Raw genomic sequence first — 22,977 nt, forward strand, 5'->3', positions numbered from 1 at the left:
CCGCACCGACAAGGGTGACCTCAGCGGCTGGTTCGTAGCACAGCTGCGACGATCGGACCGGCCGCGTCACCGCCGTGCCCGCCCTGCTGGGTCATGGCCGCGGCGGCCATGTCGTCCCGGTAGCCGGTGAACCAGCTGTTGGACTTGGCCTGCCCGTCGACCTCGGCGGACCCGGTCTTCGCGCCGATGTCACCGCCCAGCCCGGACATGGCGCGGGCGGCCGTGCCCTCGGTCGCCGTCAGCCGCATCATCGACCGGAGTTGCGCCACCGTGCCGGACGGCAGTCCCTTGGCGGTGGCGAGTTGGCGGTCGTCCAGCTTCGGGGAGACCAGGTACGGCTGCCGGAACGTGCCCGTGGTCGCGGTGGCTGTGACGGACGCCATGTTCAACGGGCTCATCTGCACCTGGCCCTGGCCGATGGCGCCCGCCGCGCGGTCCGGGCCCGTGACGGCGGGGATGCTGCCGTCGAAGGAGACGATGCCCGTCTTCCAGTTGTTCTGCCCGAGTCCGAACCGCTCCTCGGCCTCGGCCGTCAGGGAGGAGTCCGTGAGCGGCTTCTCGTCGATCAGCTTGATGAACGCGGTGTTGCACGAGCGCATGAAGCTGTTGGCGAGGGTCGCGTGCTCGTTCGGCGTCAGGCCCTGGAGGTTGGTGAAGGTCTGGCTCTGCCAGGTGGCCGAGGGCGGACAGGGCGCCGGGCCGTTCATCGTGGTGACACCGTTGTCGATGAGCATCGCCGACGTGATGATCTTCATCGTGGAGCCGGGCGCGAGACGCCCCTCGAAGGCCGCGTTGAACTGGTCCTGCCGGTGGTTGGCGACCGCCAGCACCTCGCCCGTGCTCGGCTTCACCGCGACCACCGACGACTCCGGGAACTCCTGCACCGCCCGCTCGGCCGCCGCCTGCGCCGCGGCGCTGATGGTGGTGTGCAGCTTGCCGGGCGTGCCCTTGGCGAGGGTCACCAGGATCTTGCCGGGCGTGTTCGCGTCGGTGTGCTCGACGGACAGTTCGATGCCCGGCTTTCCGCTGGCCTTGTCACCGTACTTCACGCGCAGCGCGTCCAGGATCGGGCCGAGGGACGGGTACTTGTCCGCGGTCAGCGCCACGCCGTCGCGGTCCACGGCCTCGATCGGCGGCACCTCGGCCTCACCGGTGACGAGCGTGTCGCCCTTCTCCAGGGCCGGGTGCACGACGGACGGCTGCCAGTCGACCAGCGGGCGCCCGGTGGTCAGCCCGCGCACGATCGTCAGCGTGCTGTCGTAGGCGAGCGGCTTGGACCGTCCGCCGTACGACACCGTCGCCTTGACGGAGAACGGCACCGTCCTCCCGCTGCTCGGCCCCGGCGTGATGTGCACCCCGGTGATGTGCGCCCTGCCGCCGTACGCGGACAGCAACGGCTCCGCGTCCGACGCGTCGTTGGTGTACGAGGCCGCGGTGGACGCGTCGCCCTTCGCCCAGGCGGCGAAGAACTCGGCGCTCGCCTCCTTGACCTCCGTCGCGGACGGCGGCCCGGTCTTCACGGCCGCGGCCGAGCCGGCACCGCCGCCCCCCGAAGGCTCGTGGAGCGCCGACAGCACGTTGTACGCCCCGTACCCGGCACCCCCCACGAGCACCACGAACACCCCGCCGACCACGGCGGTCCTGGCCCCCCTGCGCATGGCGCGCCCCCTTTCCCCGTTGGTCTCGCACAGTAGGCGAAGCAGGGGGCTGCTGTGACCGATGTGTTGGTTTGCTGTCCTAATAGTGATCAGAGATGTGTCTCACGCCGGGAGATCATTCACATTCGTGCACCCCGGGGACCGGCCGAGCGGGCGGTCCCCGGTGCGGGTGCGGTCAGCCGCACCTGTGGTGGTGGCACTTGGGGCCGGTCGGCCAGGGGGCCCGGGTGGGGGCGGTGTGGGTGTCCCCCTTCCTGTGCCTGTCGTCCTTGTGGTCCTGCTTGTGGGGGTTCGCGGAGGGGGAGGGGGACGCGCCGGGTTCGTCGGTGCCGCGGCCGAGGGACGCGGGCGCCGGGAAGGGGGTGTCGGGCACACCGGCGAGGGCGTCGCGCATGTACTGGGTCCAGATCTCGGTGGGGATGTCACCGCCGAAGACCTTCTGCAGACCGCCGACGCCCACCAGGGACTGGAGCTGGGGGTGTTTCGGGTCCTCGCGGAAAAGGACCACCGAGGTGGCGAGTTGGGGGGTGTAGCCGATGAACCAGGCCGACCGGTAGTCGTCGGTGGTGCCCGTCTTGCCCGCGGCCGTCCTGCCGACGGCCTGGGCCTTGGTGCCGGTGCCCCGGGCGATGACGCCCCGGAGCACATCGGTCACGTTGTCGGCGATCGCCGCCGGCAGGGCCCGTACGGGGGCGGGGGCGGTGAAGCCGGACAGGGCCGAGCCGTTGTGGGTCACCGCGGTCACCGAGTACGGGGTGGCCTGCATGCCGCTCGCCGCGAAGGTCCCGTAGACGCCCGCCATGCGGATCGCGCTCGGGGTCGAGGTGCCGATGTAGAAGCCGGCGCTGGGACCGGCCAGGCTGGCGGAGCGCAGGCCGAGGCTTTTCGCCGTGTTCGCCACGTTCTCGTAGCCGACGTCCTCGCCGAGCTGCACATACGGAGTGTTGACCGACTGCTCCATCGCCTTGCGCAGATCGATGTAGCCCCAGCGGTAGTCGGTGTCGTTGTGCTGGTGGAGGAACCCGCTGGGGTCCTTGGTGTCGGTGACGTAGTTGCCCTGCTGGTCCTTGATCTGGATGCCGTCGTCACCGTTGAACTTGCTGGACGGGGTGATCGGCTGTGCGGGCTTGCCGGGCTGCATGACGGCTCCGTGCTGGAGCGCGGAGGCGAGGACCACCGGTTTGAAGGTCGACCCCACAGGGACGCCGGAGGTGTCGGCGTTGTCGGAGTAGTGAGCCTGGTCGAAGCCCGGACCGCCGTACACGGCGAGGATCTTGCCGGTCTTGGGGTCCACCGAGGCGGCTCCGGCCTGGACGTCCCGGTCGACCTGCCGGTGGGCGGGGTCGAGGCGTTCCTTGCGTACCTGTGCGACGGCCTGGGCCAGCTTCGCCGTCTTCTTCTTGTCGAACGTGGTGTGGATCTGGTAGCCGCCCCGGCTCAGGCTGCCGTCGGTGACGGCCGGGTCGTGCGCCTGGACGTACGACCTGGCCAGTTGGACCAGATAGCCGGTCTGCCCCGTGAACCCCGAACCGGGGGACCATTTCCTGGGCGTCGGGAAGTCCGCGGCCGTGTACCGGGCGCGCTGCTGCTGGGTGAGCTTGCCGGTCGTCACCATCCGGTCGAGCACCCACGACCAGCGCGACTTCGCCTGCGCCTGGGCCTTGGGGTCGGAGTCCGCGTACTGGAAGAGGCTCGGCTCGTTGACCGCCGCGGCCAGGAAGGCCCCCTGGCTCACGTTGAGCTTCTCCACCGGGAGGTCGTAGTACATGCGGGCGGCGGCCTGGACGCCGTTGGCCTGGCGGCCGAAGAAGCAGGTGTTCAGATACCCCTGGAGGATCTGCTGCTTGCTCATGCTGGCGCCGATCTTGGACGAGATCAGCAGTTCCTTGAACTTGCGCGAGACCGTCTGCGACTGGTCGAGGTAGGTGTTCTTCACGAACTGCTGAGTGATCGTCGATCCGGACTGCACGGAGCCGCCCTCGGCCATGTGGAACATGGCGCGGGCGATGCCCTGCGGGTCGATGCCGGGGTCGGTGTAGAAGGACGAGTTCTCCGCCGCGATGAAGTCCCACTGCACGTCCGCGGGCACCTGCGCGAGGGCGACGTTCTGCCGGTTGACGCTGCCGTCGGCCGCCAGGACGGAGCCGTCGGACCAGTAGTAGACGTTGTTCTGGAGCAGCGTCCGGGGGTTGGGGTCGGGGATGGTGACCGTGGCGTAGGCATACCCGACGGCCGCCGCCGTGGCGCCGAAGAAGAGCAGGAAGAACGACAGAACGTGACGCCACGACGGCAGCCAGCGGCGCGGGCCCGTCCGGTTCTGGCGCGGGTAGTCGATCCAACGTTTCTGCTGAGGTGCCGCTCTTCGGGCGCGGTGTGCTGTGCCCTGTCCGGGGACCTGCTGCCGGGAGGCCCGGCGGCCCCCGGCGCGGTCACCCATGACACGGCCGCCGGCGAGGGTGCGCTGCGGCGGTCGGCGTCGGTTTCCGCTCATGGGCTCGGATCACTGTCCTCTCGGTACACGTACGCCCATGGGTCCGGCCACCTCGGCGCGCTTACGTTCCCTCCACTGTTTGGACAGAGCCGCTTCGGCCGAAAGTGTTACACCTCGGCCCCGCCGCATCGCGCGGCGGAGCGTATGCCCCGAGCGGGCAGGTCGGCGCGGCTCAGCAGGCCGGCAGCCACTTCACCACCGCCTCCCCGTCCTCGGCCGTCTTCGCGTAGAAGGCCGTCAGCTCCCGGTGTGCCGCCGCGAAGGCGCCCCGGGTCTCGGGCTCCGTGGACATCCCGCCGTAGCGCGGCAGCACGTCCTTTCGGGCGGAGATCCACAGTGTGTCGAAGTCGGTCGTCTCCAGGAATCCGGCCACCCGGTGCGCCTGGGCGGCGGTCAGCACCAGGAAGGGCGGCTTGTGCCGGTCGGGGTGGTACACCGGTCTGCCGCCGAGCACCACCTGGGACCGGGGGCCGCCCTCACCGCGCTGCGGGGGCGCGCAGGCGTAGAGAAGCTCCTGATCCAGGTAACGCTCGTCCAGTACCTCCTCACGGCGCCGGTCCACCCGGTGCCGGACGGCCTCCCAGCCGTCGTTGAACAGTCGTTCCAGCCAGGTCACGCTGTTGCGCAGTGCCGGCGGCGGCACCGCTCGCAGATGGAAGTGCGTACTCATCACTGAAGGAGCGCACGGGGGCGCCGAAGCATCACTCCGCCGGGGCGTACACCGGTCCGCGCCGGGCCTGCCGACGGCCCGCGGCGGCACCGGCCGCGGCGGTACGGACGGCGGCGTGACGTGAAGGGCGCCCGATGAGTTGTGACACATCTGTGAGCACCGACGCTGGTCACCATGAGGCTGTCGATGCGACCGGAGCGCGTCGGACGGCACCCGGTGCGAACGAGGACAGTCTTGGGCCAGGGACGACAGACCCGGAACGTACAGGCGTACGACGGGGAATTGGGCGCGGCGGTCGCGCGGGCCCAGGACGGGGACGAAGCCGCTTTCGCGACCGCCTACCGGATCGTGCAACCGGGCCTGCTCGGCTATCTGCGCGGATTCGTCGGCGACGACGCGGAGGACGTGGCGTCCGACGCCTGGCTGGAGATAGCCCGCGACCTGGGGCGGTTCAAAGGGGACGGGGCCGGCTTCCGCGGCTGGACCGCGACCATAGCCCGGCACCGGGCACTGGACCATCTGCGCCGCCAGCGCTCCCGGCCCCGGCAGGGAGCGATCGAACAGGACGTCCTGGACCTGCCCGGCCCGCACAGCACCCATGAGCAGGCCCTGGAGTCCCTGTCCACCGAGCGGGCCCTGGAACTGGTCCGCGGGCTGCCGCAGGACCAGGCCGAGGCCGTGCTCCTGCGGGTCGTCGTCGGCCTGGACGGCCCCGCCGCCGCACGGGTCCTGCGCAAGCGCCCTGGGGCGGTGCGCACGGCCGCCCACCGGGGACTGAAACGTCTCGCCCGCCAGCTGGGCGTCGCGGGCGAGACGGGCGGGGGTGTGACGGACGAGGCTCCCCGGACGCTGGGGGAGTCGAAGTGAACGACGACGGCGGCGGCCCTGGACAGGCGGACCGTCACCGGGGCGCCACACCGAGTGGATCGCACCCGCCGGACAGGATCGGACAGGAACGGAAGCGGACATGGGTGAACGGCTGAGCGGCGACGGAGTTCCGGGCCGTCGCCCTGCGCACCCTGGCGGCGCCGTGTCCGGCCCGTGGGACGCGCGGGGTGACTCCGTCCTGGAGACAGTGCTGGCCGCGGTCGTACGCGAGGGCGAACTCGACCCCGAGGCCGAGCAGCGGGCGGTGGCCGCCTTCCGGGCCGCCCGCGGCGCGGGCGCGCACCGGGCGCGCACCCGGCGCCGGGACGACTGGCGGCCGCGCGCCGAGCGGAGTGCCGGGCGCCCGGTGAAGACGACGTTCGGCGTGGTGATCGCGAGCCTCGCCCTCGGTGGTGTCGCGGTCGCGGTCGTCGGCACGGCGGGGCCGTCCCGGGACCGTGCCGAGACCGGCCGGGAGACCGGGCGCCCGTCGGCGGTCGCCCCCGCCCGGCCGGGCGGCGCGACCTTGCCGTCCCCCTCCGGCGCCCTCGGACCGAGGAACAGACCGGCCACCGCCAAGGACACCGAGGCCCACTGCCGGGCCTACGAGCATGTCAAGGACCGCGGCAAGGCCCTCGACGCGACGGCCTGGCAGCGGCTCGTCGCGGCTGCGGGCGGGACGGACAAGGTCGCCGCGTACTGCTCCGAGCAGCTCGCCCGGACGGCAACCGCACCGGGCAGGACCGGCAGACCGACGGAGGCCGCCACGAACGCCGGCCGGCCCGGGACCGGCCGTCACGGAGCGGCCGACGCGGCCGGAAACGGCCGGGCGAGCGGCAGCAAGGGCAGCGGGAAGCACAAGTAGCCCTTCACCGCGCCCCCGTGCCGCGTCCGCGCGGTTAGATCCAGGTGTCCAGCCACATCCGCGAGCGCCAGGAGTCGATCGGGATGGCAGTGCCCGCGTAGATGGGCCAGAAGTAGATGAAGTCTGCGCGATCCAGCCCCGGAGGGCCCCGACCAGGGCGTTTGGCGCTGGCCGGGGCCGGATCAGGCGGCTTGGGCCGTCTCTGGGCCGTGATCTTGAGGAGTGGGCGCCAGATAGATGCTGTCGACAGCCTTGCGGGTGCGTCCCTCGCTGCTCGGCATGAGGTGCGTGTAGGTCCGGAGGGTGAACCCCGGATCGCTGTGACCGAGGTACTGGCTCAGGGCCCGGATGTTCTCGCCCGTGTCCAGCAGGACCGACGCGTAGAAGTGCCTGAGTGCGTGCATGCCGTGTTCGGGGGCCGACGCGTACCGTTTGCCTGCCTCCCGCGCCGGGATGATGCCGGCGGCGGCCAGAGCGGGCTTCCAGTGGTGGTCGTTGAAGCTGCTCACGCGGACGTGATTGCCCTCCGGGCCACTGAAGACGAGCCGCTTGGTCACGAGGGGGCCGTCGGGCGTGCGCCACGGCAGCGTCACGGTGATCGGCTCGAACTCCTTCGAGTGGTCCCGGAGCGCGGTCGCCACGGCCTTGGGAAGGGGTACGTCCCGGACCTTGCCGCCCTTCGGCAGGGCGAAAACGTACTTGCCCCGGATGCGTTTGAGTTGATGACCGACGGCCAGCCAACCGCCCTCATAGTCGAGTTCCTCGACGGCCAGACCGAAGATCTCGCCCTGGCGCAACCCGCAGCCCGCCCCGGTGTCCACTGCCGCCTGATAGCGGCGGGGGAGAGCACCGCGTACTCCGAAAACCTGCGCGGCCGTCCACGGAATGACCCGCGGCTTGCCAGGCTTCGGGAGCTGCACCGTGCGGGCCCGGCACGGGTTCTTGCCGAGTAGCCCGTCATCAACCGCCGCGCTTAGCGCAGCCGACACGGTGCCGACGATGATGCGGCGGTGCGAGTCGGCATCGCCCTGCTCGGCCAGGTCGCCCCCATCGGCACCATCAAGAAAGCCCTGGCCGACCAGGGCTTCAAGAAGACCGTCGTCGAGCACGGCACCACGGTCGGCATCGACGTCGAGATCGTCGAACGCAACCCCGCCGACAAGGGCACCGGCTTCGTCCCGCAGGCCAAGAGATGGATCGTGGAGCAGACGCTCGGGATTCTCATGCTGTTCCGGCGGCTCGTACGGGACTACGAGAGCAGGCCGAAGTCGTCCGAATCCAGGGTGCGCTGGGCCATGATCGACGTGATAGCGCGCCGGCTCACCGGCCAGATCACGCCCACCTGGCGCGGGTGACCCGTGGACGCCCAGGTCACACCGCTCCTGGAGCGGATCGACGCACGCGAGCGGGAGCTCGGCACCCCCGCGGACCAGCTCCGCACGCAGATCGACGAACTCGCCGCCCGCCTGCGCGAACTCGACGAGGAGATCGGGAACCTGGCGGTGACCCGCAAGACGCTCCTCGCCCTACCCCCGACGGCTCCGGATCCGGCCGATCCGCCGCCGGTCCAGCCGGCCTACCAGCAGATCCTCGGCGTATTCGCCGACGCCGCCGGACCGATGCGCGCCCGCGACCTGTGCGAGCGCCTCGACCTCGACGTCATGCCGAAGAACATCGAGAGCACCCGGCACAAGCTCAAGCGCCTGGTCAGTCTCGGTGTCCTAGCCGAGCGCGAACCGGGCCTGTTCGCCCGGCGCCGCCCGTAGCCTCTCGCATCAAGTCGTAGATCACGGCCACGCACTCGTCGTCCGGCTCAGCACGCCCGCTGCGACCGCGAACATTTACGGTGGCCAGGGACTGTTTCTTGGATCACGGCTAGGCCGGATGACGGCGGCAGCACAGACGTGGGTGGAGCTCCTCCCATATTGATTGGCACGTGCCCTGTCGTCGGTGCAAGCATCTGCGAATGCCCACACTTGCCGATGATCTCGGCTGCCTCTCCTATGTCGTCGCCGGTGACGGACCGCCCGTCGTCCTCGTGCACGCCGGCGTCGCCGACCACCACATGTGGGACGCGATCGTGCCCGCCCTGGCAGAACAGCACACCGTCATCCGGTACGACTTGCGCGGCTTCGGTGAATCCACGGCACCGACTGGCCCGTTCAGCGAGACTGACGATCTGCGCCGCCTCCTGGACCACCTCGGCTACGAACGTGTCCGACTCGTCGGCGCGTCCTGGGGCGGCCGCGTGGCCGTGAACTTCACCCTCGCCCATCCGGGCAGGGTCCACTCCCTGGCCGTGCTCGCCCCGCCGTGGCCGGGATACCACTGGTCCACGGAAATGGTCGCCTACGACGAGGCGGAAACGGCGGCTCTGAGCGTCGGCGACCTGGACACCGCCGTCGGTATCAACCTGGACATGTGGCTGCGTGGGCCGGTTCGAAGCTGGGAGAACGTCGCCGCTGGACTGGCTGACCAGCTCCGAGGCCCGCTACGGACATCGCTGGTGAATCAGGGCATCGTCGGGGAGTACTCTCAGGGTTCCCCAGCTGGCGACATCACCGGCATCTCCGTCCCCACACTGGTCGGGATCGGCAAGTTCGACGTTGCCGACTTCCAGGACATCGGCCGGCGCTACGCCTCCGAGATCCCCGATGCCACCCTGGTCGAGTTCGCCACCGCAGCTCACCTCATCGCACTGGACGCGCCCACCGAACTCACTGCGGTACTGGGCCCGTTCCTCGCCCGTTAGAGCTTGGATCACTTTGCAGCAACCGGGGCATATCGGTTCAGAATGTCCTCTGAGATCGGGGGAGCGATGTCACAGCGGTGGGGTCTGATTGTCGAGGAGGTGCAAGGGGTGTACACCCACAGCTATTCGGCAACGGTTCTCGAGCACTTCCTCGGCTCGCGCGAGCAGGCCTTGGCCCGCCTGGAGGTGCGCGCCCGCTCCTACGAGGCTCGGCATCCGCTGAACCCTGTAAGGACCCGGCTGTTCCGGACCGGCGAGGGCTTCCTGCGGGTCAACGACGCTGGCATGCGCGGCTTTGGCTGCCGCTTCTCCGTCGCCGAACTGTTGCACGACAGCGCCGAGGAGAAGGAGGCGGCAGCAGCCGCCCGTGAGGCGGAGCGGCAGCAACGGGCGGCGCAGAAAGCAGCGGAGAAGGAAGCGAAGCGCTCTCAGCGTAACTCCCGCCGAGGCTTGTGACGTCAGCGGCGCCAGGGGCACGGTTCGTCCCGACACGAAGCCGTGCCCCTAACGTGCCCGACGGAGCAGCGACCAACGGGGAACGGCGGTGAACACCGGCGAGCCTCCCAGGAACGCACAGGTCAGCGACTTGCCAGCTCAGAGCGCATCCGCATACGCGATCTTCCAAACTGGGGCTCTGCTCTACTTCTGGACCATCTAAATGCCTTGGTCGCGACGGGCCGGGGCAGGAACAATCGCTGATCATGAACTTGGTATCCCACTGGCCTCTGGCGGGACTGCAGCTGACTACGCCACGACTGGAACTGCGATTGCCGAATCTCGATCAGCTGGTCGCGCTAGCTTCCTTGGCATCCGACGGTGTTCATGACCCGGCAGTGCAGCCATTCACCGCGGCATGGACCGATGTCGAGCCGGAGCAGCGGGCCCAGAACGTCCTGCAGTACCACTGGCGCTGCTGGGGCGCGTGGAAGCCGGAGGACTGGGAGCTGAACTTGGTGGTACTGCGAGACGGCGTCGTGGTGGGGACACAGGGCATCAGCGCCCGGGACTTCGGAGTACGTCGTGAAGTCGGTACCGGCTCGTGGCTCGGCAGGGCCTACCACGGACATGGCCTGGGGACTGAGATGCGCGCAGCGGTCCTGCACTTGGCCTTCGCCGGACTCGGTGCGCAACAGGCCGTCTCCGGGGCATACACAGATAACTCGGCCTCGCTGGGGGTATCGCGCAAGCTCGGCTACCGCGACGATGGGATCGAGCGACACGCCGTACGCAGCAAGCCTGCTGTGCTGCAAAGGCTCCGCCTCAGCGCCGAACAGTGGCAAGGTAGCCAACGAGTCCCGGTGGCGATCGAAGGCCTGCGGGAGTGCCTGCCTTGGTTCGGCCTGAGCGAGCAGGTTGACATCCAGGGTTGACATCAACGAGGGCAGACAACGCTGGACTGAGGCGGCGCTTCGCGGAAATGGCCCGGCGAGCGGAAGCAGCCCAGCAGGATCAATGCCGCAGCTGGACCGAACTTGTAAAGCGGTGGTCACGTATCGAGGGCCGGACGGCAGTGACGGCAACAAGCGCGGACGCCTACGGCACCCGGTGGCCTGTCACGGAAGCCCCACAGACCCACTGGCCCAGCCAACTGGGGTGTGCCCGCATCGTCTAATCACCTGTGCTTGGGACTCGGCTCGGCGCCAAGGCACGGAGCCAACCGGCGAGCGCGGAGAAGTCGGCGTCTACGAGGCCTTGGGTCGGATCGACGCGATGAAGAAGCGACGGCCCAGGATGTTGGGCGTCGACCCAGAGGCGGTCCATGGCGCTGATCTCGTCGTCGACCCAGATGAACGGCCGGCGGTTGGCCCACTCGACAAGGTGGCGGGTCTTCCAGTGCAGGCCGCGCGGACTGTCGTCGGCGCAGGAGTCCGGCCACTCCACGACAGGCAGCCGCGTCAGTCCGATACGTGGGGCGACGGCCTCATTTGCATCCTCCATCCATGTCGAGGCCCACATGAGATGACAGCCCAGGGCCATGAGGCGCGGCCCAAGACCAGGGTCAAGCCGCCCAAGCAGCGGATTCCCCCGGGCGGGCACCGGGGATCCGGAAACCGGGGCTTGCAAGCGACTGGATGACGACCCGAACGGTATGAGGGGACCGTCGACGTCGAGGAAGAGGATGGGACGCTCCGATGCGCTTGTCACGGCGGCACGATAGCCCGGCGTGGCAAGGAAGTATCACACCCTCTGCCACGGGCCGTCTCTGGACAGTGCGAGGCCACCCGACGTCGACCAACAATGACAGAAGCCCACGGCATCTGAACTGGTCAGAGCCGTGGGCTTCTTCTGCCTCGCAGGTCTGCGAGACCGCTGATTAATACACCGGCGTGTGATGCGGGCGAACGCGCAATACCGCACGTCAGGGGCGTGAGGATTGGACCAATCAGGTGACGTTTCTTTCTGCGGATGCGTGCTCGGGATACCCGAGACAATCCTGAAGGGCAGCCCCACCGGCCGCAGCGCTCCATCGGGCGCGGACCTTCCGGGGCGCTCGGATTCGGGAAGGAGTTCTCGATGCAGAATCGAATCGCACGCGGCCTCACCTCAGGTCTCGCCGCAGCCATTCTGGCGACGGGAGTGGCCGCCGCAGCGGCAGGCTCCGCCTCCGCGGCGCCCTCCTCGACCGCCAGCGTGACGTCCAGCCATCTGGCACCGCCGGCGAAGAAATGTCACAAGGTCAAGGGCTACTGGAAGAAGGTCAAATCCCACGGCAAGGTGAAGAAGGTCTGGGTCAAGCCCCACACCGTCTGCACCAAGTAGCGGCACTCCGCCGCTCCGCATGGGCCTCCATGTGCAGACAGCAGACCTGCACATGGAGGTCTGCGTATGTGCAGGCGTCACGCCCACGCCCGAAGTCCCCGGCGGGTGACTTACATCGCTATGAAGAGAATGTACGTGATTCGCCGCGTGACCATGGTTGGAGGCATCCTCGGCGTACGCCAACAGCAGCAGACATGCCAGCGTCTTGGCTGCGGCCGTGGGCATCTCGCCGGGCTTGGTGTCGGTGGAGGGCCTGACTCGCAGACCGTGTCGGCTCCGGTCCAGCCACACGGATGAGCCGGAGCCGACGGGCACTTTGTTCAGGCAGGGGGTTCAGTCGTGGACGGTCTCGCAGGGGCGCAGACCTGGTTCGTCGCTCCACGAAGTGCACAACTGGGTGTGGTTACTGAACCCTTCGTTGATCGGGAAGGTCCATTGCACGCTGAAGGTCGCGCACCGTTTGGGGCCCGTCGCGAACAGGGAGCCGTTGGCGTAGAGCCGGGGGGGTGGCACAGTGATGGCCGCCGCCACCGTAATCTGGCCGTCGACGAGCCGGTAGCGCACGATCCGGCCGTCCTTCTCGCGCTGGACGGTGCCTGCCGTCCGCAGCAGACGCGGCGCCTGCGACACGACGCGTCCCGCATCCCGATGGCCACGGCGAGGTCGGAGACTGTCCTGCACCCCGCGCCGCGGCCTCCAGCAGCTCATCCCGCGACGCTGCCACCGCATCCGCCAGCTCAATCTCCATACCAACCCGCCCTCTCTCGCCAAGCAGCCCCGCTTGGCGATGACGGCAATACCGTCGCCCTGAAGGGATGGCACATCGCAGCGGGACCACCATCTCAGTGCATCGGCTCCACTCGTCACCCAAACGCAGCATGAAGTGCAAGCGAGCGCACGGACGGCACACAGTCTGGGACGGCCCGCAACTCAATCGCTTGGGGCGGGACATCTCGGGCCCCCAGGTGTCCCCCGATGGAGCCACGAACGAGAAAGGGGCCTGCTCAGGCCTAACGGGGCCAGCCCGCTGTAAATCTGCCGTGTCGCCGGAACCGGGCCGTCTCCGGGCCGTCCGAGGGTGGCCAACGGCAACCGCTGACGACCAACAACGACCACGAGGGCGCGGCCGACTGCCGCGCCCTCGTGGTGTGTCCGTCCAGCTAGATCCAGGTGTCCAGCCACATCCGCGAGCGCCACTGGTCGATCGGGATGGCCGTGCCCGTGTAGATGGGCCAGAAGTAGATGAAGTTCCAGGCGACCAGCAGGACCAGGACGCCCGCGCCCGCCGCTCCCACCACCCGGCGGCGTTCGTCCGCGCCGGGCGGGCCGACGAGGGCGCCGACCATCATCGCCACCGCCAGGCACAGGAACGGCAGGAAGACGACCGCGTAGAAGAAGAAGATCGTGCGCTCCTGGTACATGAACCAGGGCAGGTATCCGGCCGCGATGCCGCAGGCGATCGCGCCCGCCCGCCAGTCCCGGCGGAACGCCCAGCGCCACAGCACGTACAGGATCGCGAAGCAGGCCGCCCACCACAGCAGCGGGGTGCCGAGCGCGAGGACCTCGCGGGCGCACTTCTGGCCCGCGTCCGAGGGGCAGCCGGACTGGCCGGGTGAGGGGGACTCGTAGAAGTACGAGACCGGGCGGCCCAGGACGATCCAGCTCCACGGGTTCGACTGGTACGTGTGCGGGGACGACAGGTGGACGTGGAAGAGATAGACCTCGTGCTCGTAGTGCCACAGGCTGCGCAGCCAGTCGGGCAGGAAGGTCCAGTTGCCGCCCTTGCCGTCCGTGGCGGCCCAGTTGCGGAAGTAGCCGCCCGTGCCGTCGGCCGGGGAGAGGATCCAGCCGATCCAGGAGGTCAGGTACACGATCAGGGCCACCGGGACCGTCGCCAGGAAGGTGATGCCCGTGTCGCGCCTGAGGGCGGTCCGGTACGGGTGGGGGGCGCCCGCGACCCGGCGCGCGCCCACGTCCCACAGCACCGCCATCACACAGAAGGCCGCCAGGATGTAGAGGCCGTTCCACTTGGTGCCGATGGCGAGGCCGAGCATCAGGCCCGCCGCCCAGCGCCACGGCCGCCATCCCAGACGGGCCGTCTCGGCGGTGTGCGCGTCGGGACGTACCCGCCCGTCGGCGTCCGCGGGGAGCGCGGCCGCCAGTCTCGCCCGGGCCCGGTCGCGGTCGACGAGCAGACAGGCGAAGGCCGCGAGGACGAAGAACTCCAGGACGCCGTCGAGGAGCGAGGTGCGGCTCATCACGAACTGCAGCCCGTCCACCGCCATCAGCGCGCCCGCCAGGCAGCCGAGGAAGGTCGAGCGGAACAGACGCCGGCCGATGCGGCACAGCAGCAGCACCGCGAGCGTGCCGAGCAGCGCCGTCATGAAGCGCCAGCCGAACGGATTGAACCCGAAGATCAGCTCGCCGAGGCCGATGACGTACTTGCCGACCGGCGGATGCACCACGTACGCGGGGTCCGTGGGGATCGGCACATGGCCGCTGTGCTGCAGGATCAGGTCGTTGGCGTCCTTGGCCCAGTTGGCCTCGTAGCCGTTGTGGATCAGCGCCCAGGCGTCCTTGGCGTAGTACGTCTCGTCGAATATCACCGCCCGGGGGCTGCCCAGGTTCCAGAACCGCATCAGCCCGGCCAGCAGCGTCACGAGCAGCGGCCCGCCCCACGCGGACCAGCGCGTGATGCGGTCGGCGGCCCCCTGGCGCAGACCGAGAGCCGCCCAGATGCGCGGACTGGGCTCGCTGTAGGGCGGCACCAGCCGGTCGCGGACGTCGCTTCTCGGGGGCGCGGCGTAGCCGAACCGCCGCAGCCGCTGCTGCCACGTCAGCCGCTCGTCTGCGGTGGCCTGGGCCTGCCGGGTGTCCGTGGAGGACGCGGTACTGGTCACCGCGCCATCGTAGGGAACACGTCTGTGTGAGTCCCGTGCATGGCGCCTGCGAGGATGGAAACGTGACAGTAACGCCCGGAATTCTGGTCCTCGCCGGCACCCCCATCGGGGACATCGCGGACGCGCCGCCACGGCTCGCCGAGGAACTGGCCACCGCCGATGTGATCGCGGCCGAGGACACCCGCCGACTGCGCCGGCTCACCCAGGCGCTGGGGGTGCAGCCCGCCGGACGCGTCGTGTCCTACTTCGAGGGCAACGAGTCCGCCCGCACCCCGGAGCTGGTGGAGGCGCTGGCGGGCGGGGCGCGGGTGCTGCTCGTCACCGACGCGGGGATGCCCTCGGTGTCCGACCCGGGCTACCGGCTGGTCGCCGCCGCCGTGGAGAAGGACGTCCGGGTGACCGCCGTGCCGGGTCCGTCCGCCGTCCTCACCGCGCTCGCGCTGTCCGGGCTGCCGGTGGACCGCTTCTGCTTCGAGGGGTTCCTGCCGCGCAAGGCGGGCGAGCGGCTGTCGCGGCTGCGCGAGGTGGCCGGCGAGCGGCGCACCCTCGTCTACTTCGAGGCCCCGCACCGGCTGGATGCGACCCTCGCCGCCATGGCCGAGGCGTTCGGGCCCGAGCGGCGGGCCGCCGTCTGCCGTGAGCTGACCAAGACGTACGAGGAGGTCAAGCGCGGTCCGCTGGGCGAGCTGGCCGAGTGGGCCGCGGAGGGCGTCCGGGGCGAGATCACCGTGGTGGTGGAGGGGGCCGGCGAGCCGGCCGCCGGGGAACTGGACGCCGCGGAACTGGTGCGCAGGGTCCGGGTGCGGGAGGAGGCGGGGGAGCGCCGCAAGGAGGCGATCGCGGCGGTGGCCGCGGAGGCGGGCCTGCCGAAGCGGGAGGTCTTCGACGCGGTGGTCGCCGCGAAGAACGCGAGCGCCTAGGCGGCGGGCACGGCGAAGGATCCGAAACCCGAACGATTGGGCGTCGTCGCGCCGCGGAGAACACGAGCGGTTGGGCGTCGTCGCGCCGCAGAGAACACGAGGGGTTGGGCGTCGGGCGTGGCGAAGGACTCGAACGATCGGGCGTCGGGCGCGGCGAAGAACCCTAACGATCGGGCGTCGGGCGCGGCGAAGGACCCGAACGATCGGGCGTCGGGCGCCGCGGAGAACACGGACGGTCGGGCTGCGGTCACCGCGTATCCGAACGGTGCGTGGCGCCGCTCACACCCGCTCTGAGCAGCGCTCATCTCCCATGAGCAGGGTGACCCATGCGAGAGCAAAGGGTTGTCGTGGAAGGCAAAGCCGTAACGCCGCCATCCGGGTCACTTTGGCAAGCGACATCCAAATCGCCTCCAACACTCGACAGGACCCTGTGCCTTCGCGTCGGCGAAGGCGTCCACTGGGGGCAGGGACGTACCCGTCCCTCGCCCACCGTGGGAACCCGCGGGATTCAGGGGGAACCCCGCCCCACCCGGGCGCTTGTCCAGCGGACAAGAGGAGCTGGCATGAGTGAGAGCGCAGGGCGGACCGGCCAGGTCGCAGCGGCCGGTGACGTCACCGGGCAGTACGACCGAGGTGCGGCGACCGCCGTCGTCCAAGAGTCCTATTCCTTCGCCTGCATGCGCTGCGGGCACGGCTGGGAGCAGTCGTACGAGATAGAGCACCACGTCGACGGCGACGGCAACGAGTTCGTCATATACGTGGCGGGCGGCCGTGTGGTCCCGTCGCCGCTGAGCCGCCCCGCCTGCGTGAACTGCGACAACCATGTGGTGCGCATCATGCGTCCCGGCCAGGTGTCCTCCGCGCAGAACTCCCTGCACCGGCACCACCGCCCGGTGTCGGCGGCCGTCGGGAAGGACCTCGACGAGCCGCGGACGGAACCGGCGGAGCCCAGGGAGCAGCACCACTGGCATCTGATGGACCTGCTCCAGCCGTTGTTCCACCACCGCAAGGCGGGCTGAGCCCCGCAGGCGGCCCTTTCCAGGGCGGCATGCCCCTTCCGTAGGATCGAGGCATGCCTTCCCCCGCGTCCGACAAGCACGTGCCGCCGCCGCTCCCCGAGCCCCTCGGCATCTCCGTCGCCGACTCGCACACCCACCTCGACATGCAGTCCGGCACCGTCGAGGAGAGCCTCGCCAAGGCGGCGGCGGTCGGTGTGACGACGGTCGTCCAGGTCGGCTGCGATGTGCGGGGCTCGCGCTGGGCCGCCGAGACGGCCGCCGCCCACGACGCGGTGCACGCGGCGGTGGCCCTGCACCCGAACGAGGCCCCCCGTATCGTCCACGGCGATCCCGACGGCTGGTCCCGGCAGGGCGCACGTGAGCCGGGCGGCGACGCGGCCCTGGATGAGGCGCTCGCCGAGATCGACCGCCTCGCCGCACTGCCGCAGGTCAAGGGCGTCGGCGAGACCGGGCTCGACTACTTCCGCACCGGGCCCGAGGGCAAGGCCGCGCAGGAGCGGTCCTTCCGCGCGCACATCGAGATCGCCAAGCGGCACGGCAAGGCGCTGGTCATCCACGACCGCGACGCCCACGCCGATGTGCTGCGCGTCCTCAAGGAGGAGGGCGCGCCGGAGCGGACCGTCTTCCACTGCTACTCGGGCGACGCGGCGATGGCCGAGGTCTGCGCGCGCGCCGGGTACTTCATGTCGTTCGCCGGCAATGTGACCTTCAAGAACGCACAGCCGCTGCGCGACGCGCTCGCCGTCGCGCCCCTGGAACTCGTCCTGGTGGAGACCGACGCGCCCTTCCTGACGCCCGCGCCGTACCGCGGACGGCCCAACGCGCCCTACCTCGTCCCGGTCACCGTCCGGGCGATGGCCGCGGTGCGGGGCATCACGGAGGACGAGCTGGCGGCGGCCCTCGCGGACAACACGGCACGCGCCTTCGGCTACTGACCGTCAGCGACCCGGGCGGCCGTCGGCCGCCCGGAGTCCTCACGCAACCGCCCGTGGGCGTGTCGCAACACCGTGTGACGACGTTGCTTTGGAGAGTGACGACCAGCCGCTAGGTTGGGTCGCCCGTTTCGGACCTTCTCTGGAGCGTGTCGTCGTGAGCAACCGGGAGTACCCGCCGTACGGGACGTACGGCCCCAGACCGGCGTACGAGGGCCACGTGCCGTACGGCCGGATGTACCAGGACACCTACAGGCCCGCGTACGAGGCGCGGGTCGCCGCGGCGCGCGCCAGGGCGGCGACGGCAACGCCGCCGCGTCGCCAGGCGGAGACCATAGGCCCGCTGCGGAGGCCGGTGGACGCCACTGGACCTCTGTGGAGGCCGGTGGACGTCACTGGCCCCCTGCGGCCGGCGGAGGCGCCCCCGCGCCCCGTAGGGCGCACTCAGGCCCGGCACGCGGCGCGGCGCGGAAAGGGCGGCGCGCGCCGCCATCCCGTGCGCCGTCTGCTCCCGCAGGCGCTGGTGGTCGCCTTCCTCGCCGGCGGCACCACCGCGTTCGTCGCCAAGGACAAGGCGATCGAGCTGATCGTGGACGGCAGACACCGCACCCTGCACACCTTCGCCGCGGACGTGGGTGAACTGCTCGCCCAGGAGGGTGTGGCGGCCGGCCCGCACGATGTGGTCGTGCCCGCGCCCGGCACCCCGCTCACCAGCGGCGAAGAGGTCGCGGTGCACTACGGACGCCGGGTGTTCCTCACCCTCGACGGACACCGGAGGCAGGTGTGGACGACGGCGCGTACGGTGGACGGCGCGCTCCAGCAGCTCGGAGTGCGCGCCGAGGGCGCGTACGTGTCGACTTCGCGCTCCCTGCCCATCCATCGCGAGGGGCTCACACTCGACGTCCGCACCGAGCGCACGGTGACCGTCCTGGCGGACGGGCAGCCGCGCACGATCCGCACGAACGCCGCCACCGTTCAGGAGGCCGTCGAACAGGCCGGGATCACCCTGCGCGGGGAGGACACCACCACCGTGGCACCGGGAAGCTTCCCGGCCGACGGGCAGACGGTGACCGTGCTGCGGGTGCGGGGCTCCCGGGAGGTCCGCGAGGAACAGATCCCGTTCGCCGTACGGCGCACCAAGGACCCGACCCTGTTCCGGGGCACCGTGATGGTGGCGCGCGCCGGACAGCCCGGCACCCGCCGGGTGACCTACGCGCTGCGCTCGGTCAACGGCATCCGGCAGCGGCCCCGCCGGATCGAGGTCGAGGTGGTGCAGAAGCCCATGGCCGAGCTGATCCGGGTGGGCACCCGCCCGCGCCCGGAGTCGGTCTCGGGCGCGGAGGGCCTCAACTGGCACGGGCTCGCGTTCTGCGAGTCCCGGGGCCGCCCGGGCGCGGTCGACCCGTCCGGCACCTACGGCGGCCTCTACCAGTTCGACCGGCGCACCTGGCGCAGCCTCGGCGGCGCCGGCCGGCCGCAGGACGCCCCGGTCGAGGAGCAGACCTACCGCGCCAAGAAGCTCTACGTGCGCCAGGGATCCAGTCCCTGGCCGCACTGCGGGCGACGGCTGTATCGCTGAGCGGCTGTACCGCTGAGCGGCCGTACCGCCGAGCGGCGGGGCGGATGCGCGGGGCGGGCGGCGCGGGCGCCGACACGGGCGCCCCGCGCCGCCCCGTACCCTTGGTCCGTGAGCAGCTCCACCCCCGACGCCCTGCTGGGCCCCGCCGACATCCGTGAACTGGCGGCGGCCCTCGGCGTACGCCCCACCAAGCAACGCGGCCAGAACTTCGTCATCGACGCCAACACCGTGCGGCGCATCGTGCGCACCGCCGAGGTGCGGCCCGACGACGTGGTGGTGGAGGTGGGACCCGGGCTCGGCTCACTGACGCTGGCGCTTCTGGAGGTCGCCGAGCGGGTCACCGCCGTCGAGATCGACGACGTGCTCGCCGGGGCGCTGCCCGCGACCGTCGCCGCCCGCATGCCCGGGCGCGCCGAAAGGTTCGCGCTGGTGCACTCCGACGCGCTGCAGGTGCGGGAGCTGCCGGGCCCCGCGCCCACCGCGCTCGTCGCCAACCTGCCCTACAACGTCGCCGTCCCCGTCCTCCTGCACATGCTCGACATGTTCCCGAGCATCGAGCGGACCCTGGTGATGGTGCAGTCCGAGGTCGCCGACCGGCTGGCCGCCGCGCCCGGCTCCAAGGTGTACGGGGTGCCGTCCGTGAAGGCCAACTGGTACGCCGACGTCAGGCGCGCCGGAGCCATCGGGCGCAATGTCTTCTGGCCCGCCCCGAACGTCGACAGCGGGCTCGTCTCGCTGGTCCGGCGGGCGGAGCCGGTCAAGACCGCCGCGTCCAAGGCGGAGGTGTTCGCGGTGGTCGACGCGGCGTTCGCACAGCGGCGCAAGACGCTGCGGGCGGCGCTCGCCGGCTGGGCGGGGTCGGCCGCGGCGGCGGAGTCCGCGCTCGTCGCCGCCGGTGTCTCGCCCCAGGCGCGCGGTGAGTCCCTCACCGTGGAGGACTTCGCGCGCATCGCCGAGGCCGCGGCACCGCGCGCGGCACAGCAACCGACGGCCGCTGCGCGACGGGCCGCATCCCGCACAGAGGAGTCCGAGTAAGTGAGCGTGACGGTCCGCGTCCCCGCCAAGGTCAACGTCCAGCTCGCGGTCGGTGCCGCCCGCCCCGACGGCTTCCACGACCTGGCCAACGTCTTCCTCGCCGTCGGCCTGCACGACGAGGTCACGGCGACCCCGTCCGCCGAGGGGCTCCGGATCACCTGCTCCGGCCCGGACGCGGGCGAGGTGCCCCTGGACCGGACGAACCTGGCGGCCCGTGCGGCCCTCGCGCTCGCCGAGCGCCACGGCCGGGCACCCGATGTGCACCTCCACATCGCCAAGGACATCCCGGTCGCAGGCGGCATGGCGGGCGGCAGCGCCGATGGTGCCGGGGCGCTGGTGGCGTGCGACGCGCTGTGGGGAACGGGTGCCTCTCGCGAGGAACTCCTCGAGATCTGCGCCGAGTTGGGCAGTGACGTGCCGTTCAGCCTGGTGGGCGGGGCGGCGCTGGGCACCGGGCGGGGCGAGAAGCTCCAGGTGCTGGAGGTCGGCGGGGCGTTCCACTGGGTATTCGCGATGGCCGGGCGGGGACTGTCGACGCCAGCCGTCTTCCGCGAGTTCGACCGGCTGAACGAGGGCGTACGGATCCCCGAGCCCGTCGCCGCGCAGGAACTGCTCGACGCGCTGGCGAAGGGCGACGTGGAGGCGCTCGCGGCGGCGGTCTCCAACGACCTCCAGCCGGCCGCGCTGTCCCTGTTCCCCGAGCTCGCGGACACGCTGGCCGCCGGGCGCGCGGCGGGGGCCCTCACGGGCCTGGTGTCCGGTTCGGGGCCGACGACGGCGTTCCTCGCGAAGGACGCCGCCGCGGCGGCGGAGATCGCGCGGGCCCTGCTGGCCTCGGGCACCTGCCGCTCGGCCCGGGTGGCCCAGGCACCGGCGCCGGGGGCGACCGTCATCTGAGGTGGTCGTCGTAGTGGGGGGCCTGAGGCGGTCGTCTTGGCGGGGCGTCCCAGGCAGTCGTCGTAGTGGGTGGTCGTCCGAGGCGGTCGGCGGGTGACGGGTGCGTGCGCCCCGGCGTGCGCGCGGGCTCGGACGGCGCTTCACGCGGGTACTCAGACGCCGGTTGAGTACGAACGCGCTGCCGGGGTCCCCGGGCACCGCGCGACCGTACCCCCATGAGACCCAGTGATCTCGCCGCCACCCCGGAGTCCCGTGACCGGTACGTCGATCTGCTGAGGGCCGGCTCCCTCGGTGTCGTCGTGCTCGGGCACTGGCTGATGGCGGCCGTGTCCGTGGACACCGCCGGGCAGGTGCAGGTGGGGAACCTGCTCGCCCTCCAGCCCCGGCTCCAGCCGCTGACCTGGCTGTTCCAGGTCATGCCGGTGTTCTTCTACGTGGGCGGCTTCGCCCACGCCCTCTCCTGCCGTTCCGTCCGGCGCAAGAACCCCAAGGCCTACTCGGCCTTCCTGCGCGCCCGGCTGCGGCGGCTGCTGCGGCCGACGGTCGTGTTCATCGGGGTGTGGGGCGCCGCCGCCCTCGTCCTCCAACTGGCCGGGGCGGGCGGCGGATTGCTCGACATCGCGCTGCGGCTGGTGGCGCAACCGCTGTGGTTCGTCGGGATCTACCTCGCGATGGTCGCCTTCACCCCGCCGCTGCTGCGGCTCCACGAACGCTGGGGGTGGGGCGTGTTCGGCGGGCTCGTCGCCGCCGCCGTGGCCGTCGACGTGCTCCGCTTCGGCCTGGGCGTCCCCTACGTCGAGTTCCTCAACTTCGCCTTCGTCTGGCTCGCGATCCACCAGCTCGGATTCCTGCGCGCGGACGGCAGACTGCGCCGGCCGTACCTCCTCGCCGGTGCCGGACTCGTGGGGGCCGTGCTGCTGGTCGCGTACGGGCCCTATCCGCTGTCCATGGTCGGGATACCCGGCGAGAGGATCTCCAACATGGCGCCGCCCACCCTCGCGCTGCTGTGCCACGGACTGTGGCTGGTCGGGGCGGTGGAATTGCTGCGCGCCCCCGTCGCACGATGGCTGCGGCGCCCACGGGTGTGGCGCGCGGTCGTCACGGCGGGGGGCGTGTCCATGACCGCCTTCCTGTGGCATCTGACGGCTATGCTCGGCGTCTACGGGGTGCTGCTGGCGGCGGGTGTCCGTATGCCGGAGCCCGGCTCGGGTGTGTGGTGGATACAGGTACCCTTGCGGCTCACGGCCGCCGCGACGCTCACCGCGGTGCTGGTGGCCGCCTTCCGTACGTTCGAAAAACCCTCGGGCGTACGGGAGTCCAGTGCGCCGCGCGCCTGGGCGGGACCCGCTGCCGCGCTCGGCGTCACCTTGTCCCTGTTCGGAGTGCTGGGCCTGTCGATGGTCGGCTTCGGCGGACTCCTGGAAGGCCGTACGGCCCTGCTGATAGCCGTGCATGTCACGGCACCGGTGGCGGTGCTGATGACCCTCGCGGGCTGGCTGCTGGTGGAACGGGCGGGCCGGGACCGGGGCGCCGCCGCCTGACGGGGCCGGGGCTCGGAGATCCTCGGCCCGGGCCGCGCGGTCACCGGCCATGTCACCACAAAGAGTGACAGATCCCTCGCGCACCGCCCTC

20 protein-coding genes and 2 pseudogenes are annotated in these 22,977 nt (G+C 70.9%); 15 read left to right on the forward strand and 7 right to left on the reverse strand.

Annotation, left to right across the window (positions count from 1 at the left end):
* Window positions 1-20: 20 nt before the first annotated feature.
* The 3 genes from ACFYX0_RS10620 to ACFYX0_RS10630 form a co-directional block, all read right to left on the reverse strand.
* Complete coding sequence (locus ACFYX0_RS10620; RefSeq protein WP_388968935.1) at window positions 21-1,658, reverse strand: penicillin-binding transpeptidase domain-containing protein; 1,638 nt, start codon at window positions 1,656-1,658, stop codon at window positions 21-23.
* A gap of 175 nt (window positions 1,659-1,833) precedes the next feature.
* A complete protein-coding gene (locus tag ACFYX0_RS10625; RefSeq protein ID WP_388968938.1) occupies window positions 1,834-4,149 on the reverse strand; it encodes a transglycosylase domain-containing protein in 2,316 nt (771 codons plus the stop codon).
* 172 nt (window positions 4,150-4,321) lie between these two features.
* Window positions 4,322-4,819, reverse strand: a complete 498-nt coding sequence (locus ACFYX0_RS10630) for a DUF1877 family protein (RefSeq protein WP_388968941.1) — start codon at window positions 4,817-4,819, stop codon at window positions 4,322-4,324.
* A 174-nt stretch (window positions 4,820-4,993) separates the two neighbouring features.
* Between ACFYX0_RS10630 and ACFYX0_RS10635 the strand changes: the two genes are divergently transcribed.
* The gene (locus tag ACFYX0_RS10635; RefSeq protein WP_388968944.1) at window positions 4,994-5,686 is read left to right on the forward strand and encodes an RNA polymerase sigma factor; all 693 of its coding nucleotides are present in this window, start codon (window positions 4,994-4,996) and stop codon (window positions 5,684-5,686) included.
* A gap of 100 nt (window positions 5,687-5,786) precedes the next feature.
* Window positions 5,787-6,551 carry a hypothetical protein gene (locus ACFYX0_RS10640; protein WP_388968947.1) on the forward strand — a complete coding sequence of 255 codons (765 nt, stop codon included), beginning with the start codon at window positions 5,787-5,789 and terminating at the stop codon, window positions 6,549-6,551.
* 182 nt (window positions 6,552-6,733) lie between these two features.
* Here ACFYX0_RS10640 and ACFYX0_RS10645 read toward each other — a convergent pair.
* Window positions 6,734-7,573, reverse strand: a pseudogene (locus ACFYX0_RS10645) (tyrosine-type recombinase/integrase); the annotation flags it as partial.
* On the opposite strand from ACFYX0_RS10645, the pseudogene ACFYX0_RS10650 reads away from it, so the two are divergent.
* From ACFYX0_RS10650 to ACFYX0_RS10670, 5 genes and pseudogenes are all read left to right on the forward strand, one after another.
* Window positions 7,550-7,906, forward strand: a pseudogene (locus ACFYX0_RS10650) (IS5/IS1182 family transposase); the annotation flags it as partial. The pseudogenes ACFYX0_RS10645 and ACFYX0_RS10650 overlap by 24 nt on opposite strands.
* 3 nt (window positions 7,907-7,909) lie before the next feature.
* The gene (locus ACFYX0_RS10655; RefSeq protein WP_388968950.1) at window positions 7,910-8,317 is read left to right on the forward strand and encodes a hypothetical protein; all 408 of its coding nucleotides are present in this window, start codon (window positions 7,910-7,912) and stop codon (window positions 8,315-8,317) included.
* Between the two features lie 200 nt (window positions 8,318-8,517).
* The gene (locus ACFYX0_RS10660; protein ID WP_388968952.1) at window positions 8,518-9,303 is read left to right on the forward strand and encodes an alpha/beta fold hydrolase; all 786 of its coding nucleotides are present in this window, start codon (window positions 8,518-8,520) and stop codon (window positions 9,301-9,303) included.
* Window positions 9,304-9,345: 42 nt separating this feature from the next.
* The gene (locus ACFYX0_RS10665; RefSeq protein ID WP_388968956.1) at window positions 9,346-9,759 is read left to right on the forward strand and encodes a hypothetical protein; all 414 of its coding nucleotides are present in this window, start codon (window positions 9,346-9,348) and stop codon (window positions 9,757-9,759) included.
* Between the two features lie 245 nt (window positions 9,760-10,004).
* Window positions 10,005-10,673, forward strand: a complete 669-nt coding sequence (locus tag ACFYX0_RS10670; protein ID WP_388968959.1) for a GNAT family N-acetyltransferase — start codon at window positions 10,005-10,007, stop codon at window positions 10,671-10,673.
* 238 nt (window positions 10,674-10,911) lie between these two features.
* On the opposite strand, the gene ACFYX0_RS10675 is transcribed toward ACFYX0_RS10670, so the two are convergent.
* Window positions 10,912-11,448, reverse strand: a complete 537-nt coding sequence (locus ACFYX0_RS10675) for a hypothetical protein (RefSeq protein ID WP_388968962.1) — start codon at window positions 11,446-11,448, stop codon at window positions 10,912-10,914.
* Window positions 11,449-11,817: 369 nt separating this feature from the next.
* Between ACFYX0_RS10675 and ACFYX0_RS10680 the strand changes: the two genes are divergently transcribed.
* Window positions 11,818-12,063 carry a hypothetical protein gene (locus tag ACFYX0_RS10680; RefSeq protein WP_388968965.1) on the forward strand — a complete coding sequence of 82 codons (246 nt, stop codon included), beginning with the start codon at window positions 11,818-11,820 and terminating at the stop codon, window positions 12,061-12,063.
* Between the two features lie 333 nt (window positions 12,064-12,396).
* Here the strand turns inward: ACFYX0_RS10680 and ACFYX0_RS10685 are convergent, their stop codons facing one another.
* Both ACFYX0_RS10685 and ACFYX0_RS10690 read right to left on the reverse strand, forming a co-directional pair.
* A complete protein-coding gene (locus ACFYX0_RS10685) occupies window positions 12,397-12,693 on the reverse strand; it encodes a hypothetical protein (protein WP_388968968.1) in 297 nt (98 codons plus the stop codon).
* A gap of 530 nt (window positions 12,694-13,223) precedes the next feature.
* Window positions 13,224-14,963, reverse strand: coding sequence for a dolichyl-phosphate-mannose--protein mannosyltransferase (locus ACFYX0_RS10690; protein WP_388968971.1), 1,740 nt, complete (start codon window positions 14,961-14,963; stop codon window positions 13,224-13,226).
* 62 nt (window positions 14,964-15,025) lie between these two features.
* Between ACFYX0_RS10690 and rsmI the strand changes: the two genes are divergently transcribed.
* The 7 genes from rsmI (at window position 15,026) to ACFYX0_RS10725 (ending at window position 22,886) form a co-directional block, all read left to right on the forward strand.
* Window positions 15,026-15,883, forward strand: coding sequence for a 16S rRNA (cytidine(1402)-2'-O)-methyltransferase (gene rsmI, locus ACFYX0_RS10695; protein WP_355917211.1), 858 nt, complete (start codon window positions 15,026-15,028; stop codon window positions 15,881-15,883).
* A gap of 563 nt (window positions 15,884-16,446) precedes the next feature.
* Window positions 16,447-16,902, forward strand: coding sequence for a hypothetical protein (locus ACFYX0_RS10700; RefSeq protein ID WP_388968974.1), 456 nt, complete (start codon window positions 16,447-16,449; stop codon window positions 16,900-16,902).
* Window positions 16,903-16,955: 53 nt separating this feature from the next.
* Entirely contained in the window at window positions 16,956-17,837 is an 882-nt protein-coding gene (locus ACFYX0_RS10705) for a TatD family hydrolase (protein WP_355917205.1), read from the forward strand.
* Window positions 17,838-18,069: 232 nt separating this feature from the next.
* Window positions 18,070-19,413: a ubiquitin-like domain-containing protein gene (locus ACFYX0_RS10710; RefSeq protein WP_388969220.1), complete on the forward strand. Its 1,344-nt coding sequence runs from the start codon at window positions 18,070-18,072 to the stop codon at window positions 19,411-19,413.
* A 108-nt stretch (window positions 19,414-19,521) separates the two neighbouring features.
* Window positions 19,522-20,448 (forward strand): 16S rRNA (adenine(1518)-N(6)/adenine(1519)-N(6))-dimethyltransferase RsmA, encoded by a 927-nt coding sequence (rsmA, locus tag ACFYX0_RS10715; RefSeq protein WP_388968977.1) that lies wholly within the window; start codon window positions 19,522-19,524, stop codon window positions 20,446-20,448.
* A complete protein-coding gene (locus ACFYX0_RS10720; protein ID WP_388968980.1) occupies window positions 20,449-21,345 on the forward strand; it encodes a 4-(cytidine 5'-diphospho)-2-C-methyl-D-erythritol kinase in 897 nt (298 codons plus the stop codon).
* A 215-nt stretch (window positions 21,346-21,560) separates the two neighbouring features.
* A complete protein-coding gene (locus ACFYX0_RS10725; protein ID WP_388968983.1) occupies window positions 21,561-22,886 on the forward strand; it encodes an acyltransferase in 1,326 nt (441 codons plus the stop codon).
* Window positions 22,887-22,977 lie beyond the last annotated feature (91 nt).

This window comes from Streptomyces sp. NPDC002573 (assembly GCF_042889625.1).
GTDB lineage: Bacteria > Actinomycetota > Actinomycetes > Streptomycetales > Streptomycetaceae > Streptomyces > Streptomyces gibsoniae.